The following is a 9,253-nucleotide window of genomic DNA, read 5'->3' on the forward strand; positions in this document are numbered from 1 at the left end:
GAGCGTATTCTAGACAAACAGTTTGCAAATTATTTTCCAATTTTATGGGACATTCAACGACACAAAAAGTTACAGCAGCCACCTTATTAGTAGCCTTAGGAATCATATATGGAGACATCGGAACGAGTCCCTTGTATGTAATGAAAGCCATTGTTGATAAACGGGCTATATCTGAATTATTAGTTTATGGAGGAATTTCATGTGTTTTTTGGACCTTGACTTTTCAAACTACATTCAAATACATAATTTTAACTTTAAACGCTGATAACCATGGGGAAGGAGGCGTTTTTTCGTTGTATGCCCTCGTCAAGCGATTTGGAAAAGGACGTTTGGTTATTCCAACGATTTTAGGTGCGGCGACTTTATTGGCCGATGGAATTATTACACCACCTATTTCCGTTGCCTCAGCCGTAGAAGGTTTAGAAGTAGTTATTCCAGATATCCCAACCATTCCGATTGTTATTGCTATATTATCAGGTATTTTCTTATTCCAACGATTTGGCACACAAAAAGTGGGCTTCTTTTTTGGGCCGGCCATGGTGATTTGGTTTTCCATGTTGTTTGTATTAGGTTTTTCTCAAATTATTAACCATCCTGAAATATTAAAAGCGTTGAACCCCATTTATGCTTACCGTTTATTGGTGGAGTATCCGCATGGATTTTGGCTGTTGGGTGCAGTGTTTTTATGTACAACGGGTGCCGAAGCTTTGTATTCCGATTTAGGACATTGTGGTAAAAATAACATCCGAATTACGTGGGTAATGGTTAAGATTTGTTTGGTAACCAACTACTTAGGTCAGGGTGCGTGGTTGATGTCGGAACAAAATAATTTTTTAGCCGGTCGTAATCCATTCTTTAAAATAATGCCCGATTGGTTCTTGCTTTTCGGAATTGCGATTGCTACTATGGCGGCAATTATTGCTTCTCAAGCCTTAATCAGTGGTTCGTTTACGTTAATCAATGAGGCGATTTCCTTGAACTTTTGGCCTCGAGTTACGTTGAAAAACCCAACGAATAATAAGGGGCAAATTTATATTCCTTCTGTTAATTTAATTCTTTGGGCAGGATGTGTAGGGATGATTTTATACTTCAAAAATTCGGAGCATATGGAAGCCGCATACGGTTTAGCAATTACGCTTGCCATGATGATGACGACATTATTGTTAATGTATTACTTGTATTATCGTTTGCGTTTCAATAAATACATTATTTGGGTCATTTTTTTACTTTTTGCTTTTATTGAAATTTCATTCTTTATCGCCAATATGAAAAAATTCCCAGAAGGCGGTTTTGTTACGTTAATTATTTCGGGCTTGTTTTTTATAGTCATGTACATTATTTTCTTTGGAAGACAATTGAACAATAAATTTACCAAATATGTACCTTTAAGCAATTACAGAGACTTATTGGTTGACTTATCTAATGATACTACCTATACAAAATACGCTACCCATTTGGTGTATCTTACAAAAGCCGATAAAATTTCGGAAATAGAAGAGAAGATCATGAAATCTATTTTTGCCAAAAAACCCAAGCGTGCAGATGTATATTGGTTTTTACACATCAACAGAACGGAAGAGCCTTTTACCTTAGATTATGAAGTAATTGAATTGATCAATGACAAAGTAATTAAAGTAAACATTAATGCAGGTTTTAGAGTGCAGCCTAAAGTAGAATTGTATTTTAAAAATATTATAAAAGACTTAGTAGAAAATAAAGAGTTGGATCTACACATTAGACCTGATGGATCTTCTAAATACAATGCCGAACCCGATTTTAAATTTGTGGTATTGGAGAAATTTATTTCTTTTGAAAACGAATTTGCATTCAAAGAAGGATTCTTATTGAACAGCTATTTTAGTTTAAAAGGATTGGGTGTTTCCGATGAAAAAGCATTTGGTCTCGATAAAAGTGATGTAGTTGTTGAAGAAATACCTTTGATTTTCCATCCAGTGACCGACTTAATTCTGAAGCGAAAACTTCATATTAAAAATGGGGAATAATCGAATACTACTTTTTGTATTTATTTCATGTTTTTGTTGGGGCCAGGATACGCTTACAAACAATAAAGTAAACGTTGATTTTTCGGGTTATATGGATGGCTATTATGCTTATGATTTCAATAACTCAACGCAATTAACCAAACAATTCTTTTTTTACAATCACAACCGACACAACGAGTTTAATATCAATATTGCATTATTTAGAGGGGTTATTACGTATGAAAATATATATGCAAAGCTTTCCTTTCAGGCGGGTACATATGTAGATGATAATTACAGTAATGAACGAATAAAAAATATTAACGAAGCTTTTTTAGGCTTTTACTTGGATACTGCGAAAAAGCATACTCTGGAAATGGGTATATTTTCAAGCTATATCGGATTTGAATCGGCGATAACGGGAACTAATTTGACCTTGACTCGATCGATTCTTGCAGAGAATTCCCCTTATTTCATGACAGGTTTGAAATACAATTACAATGTATCAAAACAATGGTTATTTTCAGGGTTGATTACAAACGGTTGGCAACGTATTGCCAAGCCAAATAATTCGATTCCTCCCTCATTTGGAACTCAAATTGTATTTAAGCCTTCCGAAAACTCTTTGTTGAATTGGAGTACATTTGTTGGAAAAGAAAATTATAACGGTGCATTCGGGATGCGATATTTTAGTAATTTTTACTGGGATGCAACTTGGGATTCAAAATGGCGTACCATTTTAGGATTTGATTTTGGTCTTCAAAAGCGTAATGCATTAAAGGAATCGTATGTAAATTGGTGGAGTCCAGTATTAATTACCCAATACACCATCAGTTCAAAATGGCAAACAGCTGCAAGGTTAGAATATTATCAAGATAAACATAACGTAATTATTGCCCATACTAATCCATTTAGTACTTATGGGTATTCAATTAATTTTGATTATTTATTCAATACGAAAGCCAAATTTAGAGTAGAAGCGCGATATTTAGCTGCGAAAGAACCATTGTTTTATGATAATACTAAGGATAATTTTTCAATAACAACGAGTCTGAGTTTTGAATTTAATTAACCGTTAACAATCCGACATATTAACGGCTACAGCCAATCCGCCTTCTGAGGTTTCTTTATATTTTGCGTTCATGTCTTTGGCTGTTTGCCACATGGTATCAATTACTTTATCTAAGGGTACTTTAGCATGCAACGCATCCGTTTCTAAAGCGAGTTCGGCGGCATTAATGGCTTTGATAGCTCCCATAGTATTACGTTCTATACACGGAATTTGAACCAATCCGCCAATAGGATCGCAAGTCAGCCCCAAATGATGCTCCATCGCAATTTCTGCAGCCATCGCAACTTGTGCAGGTGTTCCGCCCATTAATTCACACAAAGCAGCAGCAGCCATGGCACTAGATACCCCAATTTCTGCTTGGCAACCTCCCATCGCAGCAGAAATGGTAGCACCCTTTTTAAAGATGGCGCCTATTTCTCCCGCCACTAATAAAAATTGTTTGATTTCTTTTTCGCCTGCTTCATGGTTTTCGATCACCAAATAATACATCAATACCGCTGGAATAACACCAGCACTTCCATTGGTTGGCGCAGTAACTACCCGACCTAAAGAAGCATTTACTTCATTTACGGCTAAAGCAAAACAGCTCACCCATTTTAAAATTTGTCGAAATTTCACCTCGGTTTGTCGAATGATTTGAAGCCAGGAATACGGATCTTCATAGGGCAATACACCAATGAGATTTTTATGCATATCATAAGCTCTTCGTTTTACATTTAATCCTCCAGGCAAAATCCCTTCCGAATGGCAACCAATGTACATGCACTCTAGCATGGTATCCCAAATACGAAGTAACCCGTCGTTAATTTCTGTTTCACTTCGCATTGTTTTTTCGTTTTCAAAAACAATCTCAGATATTTTTTTATTTTCAGAACGACAGTAATTTAATAATTCATCGGCTTTTTCCGTTGGAAAAGGAAAAGTATGTAGCAGTTCTTCTTTATGATGGTTTTCTTGCTCTTTGACTACAAAACCACCGCCAATTGAATAATACGTTTCTGAAAACGTCTCAGCATCCGTAGTTGCCGTAAATGTTAATCCGTTGGCGTGAAAAGGCAAAAAATTCCGGTTGAAAACGATATCCGTTTCAAAACAAAACGGAATTAAAATTTCATTCCCAAGGAAAATTTCTTTTTTATTTTTAATAGCTGAAATGATCACATCAATGCTTTCAACGGGAATGTACTCAGGGTCTGCGCCACTCAAACCAAGCATTATGGCTAAATCTGTGGCATGTCCTTTTCCAGTTAATGATAAAGAACCGTATAAATCTACTTTAACACTAATTATGTTATCAATTAAGTTTCGAGTTCTTACCTCTTTTAAAAATTGTTCAGCAGCACGCCAAGGTCCTAAGGTGTGTGAACTTGAAGGTCCAACCCCAATCTTTAACATATCAAAAACAGAAATACATTCCATACAACTCAACTATTAATAATTACAAATATAATTAGGAATTTGTCAAAACAACCACTGATTTTGTTAATTTAATAAAAAAGGGAACGGAATTTGTTATTATAAGCAAAACAATAGAAATGAAAAAACAAATAATTAGATTATTAAGCATTTTAGGATTTTTACTACTTTTTGCTCCCATGTTTCAACAATGTGTTGGAGTTATGAAAGAAGTTTCCGTTGAAGAATCCGCAATTGATATAAAAGTATCTGAATTTAAAGAATCAACTGATTCAATTTCCGTTCAAAGTTCAGAAGATGTCTATAAAGGAGTTTCAAAACATGAAAAAGTAGCTGATTTTTTCAAAATTTTTGATTCCAGTGAATCTACAAATGCATTTGAATACACAAAATTGTTTTATGATTTTAATATAGATTTATTGTTTAAAAATGAAACTTTTAGTAAAAAAGACCTATTAATTTATTTGCAAACTTTTATGATTTCATTGTTGGTATTAAATCAAATATTCATTGTTTTTTTAAGCTTTTTCGAAAAAATAAATAAGTTAAAAAAACTTATAATTGCTAATATAATTTTCTTATTTATTGGTTTGTTATGCTTTATATTACAATCAACTTTTGAAACTTATATGCAAATTAAATATGGATTTTATCTTTTGGTAATGCATCAGATTTATTTTTTGTTTTATCTGAAAAGAAATTATAAAAAAACTAAATAATTCTGTCATGTTGTCAGTTTTTTAAACCTGACAAATGCAGTTTTCTGTCAATTTTCCCTATTTTTTGTAGTGGCACAATCCTTGAAATAGACTGCATGAGTTTAAAATTGAAATTTAAAATTTAACAAGTATAGAAATGAGTAAAATTATTGGAATCGACTTAGGAACAACCAACTCTTGTGTGGCTGTAATGGAAGGTGGAGAACCTGTTGTAATTGCAAACGCAGAAGGAAAAAGAACGACACCGTCTGTAATCGCTTTTGTTGATGGTGGTGAAATTAAAGTTGGAGATCCGGCAAAAAGACAAGCAGTAACTAATCCTACCAAAACGATTGCTTCGGTAAAACGTTTTATGGGAAACAAGTATACCGAAAGTGCAAAAGAAGCTTCTACGGTTGCTTACAAAGTGGTTAAAGGAGACAACGATACACCTCGTGTAGATATCGATGGTCGTTTATACACACCTCAGGAATTGTCTGCAATGACGCTTCAAAAAATGAAGAAAACAGCTGAGGACTATTTAGGTCATTCAGTTTCTGAAGCAGTTATTACTGTTCCAGCTTACTTTAATGATGCACAACGCCAAGCTACGAAAGAAGCAGGTGAGATTGCAGGTTTAAAAGTAATGCGTATCATTAACGAGCCAACTGCGGCTGCATTAGCTTATGGATTAGACAAACAAGGTAAAGACCAAAAAATTGCTGTATATGATTTGGGTGGAGGTACATTTGATATCTCAATCTTAGAATTAGGAGACGGTGTTTTTGAAGTTTTATCTACAAATGGAGATACACATTTAGGAGGAGATGATTTTGACCAAGTAATTATCGATTGGTTGGCAAACGATTTCAATGCTGCAGAAGGAGTTGATTTACGTAAAGATCCAATGGCGTTGCAACGTTTAAAAGAAGCAGCTGAGAAAGCTAAAATTGAATTATCAGCTTCTGCTCAAACGGAAATCAACTTACCATACGTAACAGCTACAGCTTCTGGACCAAAACACTTGGTGCAAACGTTAACAAGAGCGAAATTTGAGCAATTAGCGGAAACATTAGTGAAGCGTTCTATGGAACCTGTAGCTAAAGCGTTAAAAGACGCTGGTTTATCAGTTTCTGATATTGACGAAGTAATCTTAGTAGGAGGTTCAACTCGTATTCCAGTAATTCAAGAGCAGGTAGAGAAATTCTTCAACAAAAAACCATCAAAAGGAGTTAATCCTGATGAAGTAGTAGCTATTGGAGCTGCTATCCAAGGTGGTGTTTTAACTGGGGAAGTAAAAGACGTATTGTTATTAGACGTTACACCACTTTCTTTAGGTATTGAAACAATGGGAAGTGTAATGACAAAATTAATTGAGTCTAACACTACTATTCCAACAAGAAAATCACAAGTTTTCTCAACGGCTGCAGATAATCAACCATCGGTAGAAATCCATGTTTTACAAGGAGAACGACCAATGGCAAATGATAATAAAACGATCGGTAGATTCCATTTAGATGGTATTCCGCCAGCACCAAGAGGCGTTCCTCAAATTGAAGTAACCTTTGATATCGATGCTAATGGTATTATCAAAGTATCCGCTACAGATAAAGGAACAGGTAAATCGCATGATATTCGTATAGAAGCTTCTTCAGGATTGACTCCAGAGGAGATTGAAAGAATGAAAAAAGATGCTGAATTGAATGCAGAAGCTGACAAATTAACCAAAGAAAAAGTAGAGAAAATCAATGAAGCTGATTCGATGATTTTCCAAACAGAAAGTCAATTGAAAGAAATTGGAGATAAATTAACTGCTGATCACAAAACAGCTATCGAGTATGCTTTGACTGAGTTAAAAATGGCTCACGAAAATCAAGATTTAGAAGCCATTCAAAAAGGTTTAGACAACGTTAATGCAGCTTGGAAAACAGCTACAGAAGAAATGTATAAATCACAAGAGCAAGGTGGTGCTGCACAAGCGGAGCCTCAAGAAAATGCTTCGGGAGATCAAACTCAAGATGTAGATTTCGAAGAAGTGAAATAATGCAGTAGCTATCAAACACTATGCAATAAAAAACCGAATCAAATTTTGATTCGGTTTTTTTATTTTTAAGTAATTTGCAACTTGCGTTAAGTGAAGTTCATCAGCAAATAATCTTTAAATATAATTGATTTAGCTGGCTTTCCAATCACATAAATCATACAAAAAAGGGGAGAGTGGTTACACTTTCCCCTTTTTATGAATACTAAAACTACTTATTTTGGTTTCATGGCGTTTTCAATACGAGCCACTAAATCATTAAGGTGGAATCTTGTCAAACGATCAGGTGTATTGATAGCTGCAATTCTTAATTGGCTTTTCAATTCATTCAACTGACCTCGAGCAATGGATGGAATATCCGTGTCTACTAATACAATTCTTCTACCATTAAAAGATGTAGTATTGTTTTTATCGGTAGCCATGGTTTCAATTAATTTAGAAACATACAGTTTTTGTAAATTTCTACGGTAAATATCGATTGGAGCATTCGTTCTTATTTCAGAAAAAATACCTCTTCGTAAATCACTCATTAATTCATCCACTGAATAATTATTTTTTTGTTGTGTAGAAGTTTCTAACAAGCGTACCAATCGATCTCCCGCTAATAAACTGGAAAGCGTACCATCTTGAATTGATTTTATCGCTTCAACACCGTTCTCAGGTTTGATTTTAGCTAATATATTTTGGTTCAACAACCATTTTGGTGTATTAAACAATTGCTCATTTAAAAAAGTAACCGCCTCTTTTTGTAGTGATGAAGGTACTACTTCATAGATATTGCCATCCATGTCATAGGTTTTTGGTGTTTCATATATTCCACCAACATTTTTTGTAACATGCCCCATGTAGCGTCTAAATTGTCCGGTTAAAGAGTTGTATAAACCATTCAATTCTTCATAATCTTCACCGCTCTCTTTGCTCCATTCAATTAAATTTGGCAGAATTCGTTTTAAATTCTTAATTCCATAGTTTGAAGCTTTCATAGCATTATCGCCAAGATCTTCTGTTTGGTATCTAGGATCATACGGATTGGTCTCTGTTCCAAACCATAAACGACGATTTTTATAGGCATCTTTGGTCATTTCATTTAATAAGACTTTTTCTTCTTTATCATCTTTGGCCCCATTGAAATAAGAGTAACCCCATTTGATAGCCCATTTGTCATAATCTCCAATTCTTGGAAACAAATCTTTAACATTATCTTCTGGTTGAGCTACATAGTTGAAACGTGCATAATCCATAATCGAAGAGGTATGTCCGTTTTTCTTTTGAAAATCTGCATTTCTTAACATTTCTACTGGAGTTGCATTACTAGCTCCCATGTTGTGACGTAGACCTAACGTGTGTCCTACTTCATGAGCAGCAACGAATCGAATTAATTCGCCCATCAATTTATCGTCAAATTTTTTATTTCTAGCTTGAGGATCCACAGCAGCGGTTTGGATTAAATACCAATCGCGTAACAAACTCATAATGTTGTGGTACCAGCCGATGTGACTTTCCATAATTTCTCCTGTTCGTGGGTCATGCACATTTGGACCGTATGCGTTTTGGATTTCAGCTGCAAAATAGCGCAATACCGAAAATCGAGCATCTTCTAAACTCATAGTCGGATCATTCTCCGGCCAATATTCACCACGAATGGCATTTTTCCATCCTGCAAACTCAAAAGCTGCTTGCCAATCATCAATACCTTGTTTGATAAATGGTTTCCATTTGTCAGGAGTAGCAGGATCTAAATAATAAACGATTGGTTTTTTTGGTTCAATTAGTTCGCCTCTTTTTTGTTTTTCGGCATCTTCTTGGTTTTTGGGTTCTAAACGCCATCTTACCGCAAAAATTTCAGTCTCTGCTTTCTGTGAATTCTCTTCAAAAACATCATATCCATTTGCAAAATAACCTACTCTTTTATCAAAAGCTCTTTTTCGCATTGGGTTTTCTGGAAGTAAAATAAATGAAGTGTTTATTTCCATAGTTACTACACCAGCATCTAAACCAGCAGGAAAGTCAACGCCAACCTTAGGTGTTGGGGTTCTTGAAATTT

General features: G+C 34.9%; 6 protein-coding genes. 4 read left to right on the forward strand and 2 right to left on the reverse strand.

Annotation, left to right across the window (positions count from 1 at the left end):
* The first annotated feature begins 44 nt into the window (after nt 1-44).
* Together ACIQ6Z_RS02970 and ACIQ6Z_RS02975 are read left to right on the forward strand one after the other, a co-directional pair.
* Nucleotides 45-2,003, forward strand: a complete 1,959-nt coding sequence (locus tag ACIQ6Z_RS02970; RefSeq protein ID WP_396209447.1) for a KUP/HAK/KT family potassium transporter — start codon at nt 45-47, stop codon at nt 2,001-2,003.
* Nucleotides 1,993-3,054: an outer membrane beta-barrel protein gene (locus tag ACIQ6Z_RS02975; protein ID WP_396209449.1), complete on the forward strand. Its 1,062-nt coding sequence runs from the start codon at nt 1,993-1,995 to the stop codon at nt 3,052-3,054. Before ACIQ6Z_RS02970 ends, ACIQ6Z_RS02975 begins: the two co-directional genes overlap by 11 nt.
* Nucleotides 3,055-3,057: 3 nt before the next feature.
* Here the strand turns inward: ACIQ6Z_RS02975 and ACIQ6Z_RS02980 are convergent, their stop codons facing one another.
* Nucleotides 3,058-4,473: an L-serine ammonia-lyase gene (locus ACIQ6Z_RS02980; RefSeq protein ID WP_396209450.1), complete on the reverse strand. Its 1,416-nt coding sequence runs from the start codon at nt 4,471-4,473 to the stop codon at nt 3,058-3,060.
* Nucleotides 4,474-4,589: 116 nt separating this feature from the next.
* On the opposite strand from ACIQ6Z_RS02980, the gene ACIQ6Z_RS02985 reads away from it, so the two are divergent.
* Both ACIQ6Z_RS02985 and dnaK read left to right on the forward strand, forming a co-directional pair.
* Entirely contained in the window at nt 4,590-5,189 is a 600-nt protein-coding gene (locus tag ACIQ6Z_RS02985) for a hypothetical protein (protein WP_396209451.1), read from the forward strand.
* Nucleotides 5,190-5,325: 136 nt separating this feature from the next.
* Nucleotides 5,326-7,212 carry a molecular chaperone DnaK gene (gene dnaK, locus ACIQ6Z_RS02990; protein ID WP_396209452.1) on the forward strand — a complete coding sequence of 629 codons (1,887 nt, stop codon included), beginning with the start codon at nt 5,326-5,328 and terminating at the stop codon, nt 7,210-7,212.
* Between the two features lie 212 nt (nt 7,213-7,424).
* Here the strand turns inward: dnaK and ACIQ6Z_RS02995 are convergent.
* A partial coding sequence (locus ACIQ6Z_RS02995) for a zinc-dependent metalloprotease (RefSeq protein ID WP_396209453.1) occupies nt 7,425-9,253 on the reverse strand: 1,829 nt, incomplete at its 5' end.

This window comes from Flavobacterium sp. (genome assembly GCF_044376915.1).
Taxonomy (GTDB): Bacteria; Bacteroidota; Bacteroidia; order Flavobacteriales; family Flavobacteriaceae; genus Flavobacterium.